The following is a 511-nucleotide window of genomic DNA, read 5'->3' as shown; positions in this document are numbered from 1 at the left end:
GCCAGCACATGCAGATGATCTTTCAGGATCCTTATGCATCACTCAACCCACGTATGACGCTGCTGCAACTGGTCAGCGAACCGCTCGTCAACATCGGCGTCACCAACAAGAGCGAACTGGAAGACCGCGTTGCGGATCTGTTGAGCAAAGTGGGCCTGCGCCCTGAGAATATGAGCCGCTATCCGCACGCATTCAGTGGTGGTCAGCGCCAACGCATCGGCATTGCTCGCGCATTGGCATTGAACCCGACCTTCATCGCAGCTGATGAATCCGTATCAGCACTGGATGTGTCCATCGCCGCGCAGACCATCAACCTGCTGCAGGACCTGCAAGAGCAGATGGGGCTGACCTATCTCTTTATCACCCATGACCTGAGTATGGTGGAACACATCAGTGATCGCATTGGCGTGATGTATGCAGGCCGACTCGTGGAAGTGGCAGACACAGCCAGCTTCTTTGAACAGCCGCTGCATCCATACTCAGAAGCACTGCTGGCCGCAATCCCGATCCC

General features: G+C 56.0%; 1 protein-coding gene. It reads left to right on the top strand.

The genetic code is table 11. The features are described 5' to 3' along the window. Positions 1–511: ATP-binding cassette domain-containing protein (locus tag PPL9_RS34415; RefSeq protein ID WP_244273473.1), on the top strand; the 511-nt coding region annotated here is incomplete at both ends.

It is taken from the genome of Pseudovibrio sp. POLY-S9, assembly GCF_001431305.1.
Taxonomy (GTDB): domain Bacteria; phylum Pseudomonadota; class Alphaproteobacteria; order Rhizobiales; family Stappiaceae; genus Pseudovibrio.
This window is presented reverse-complemented; position numbering and strand designations above follow the sequence as displayed.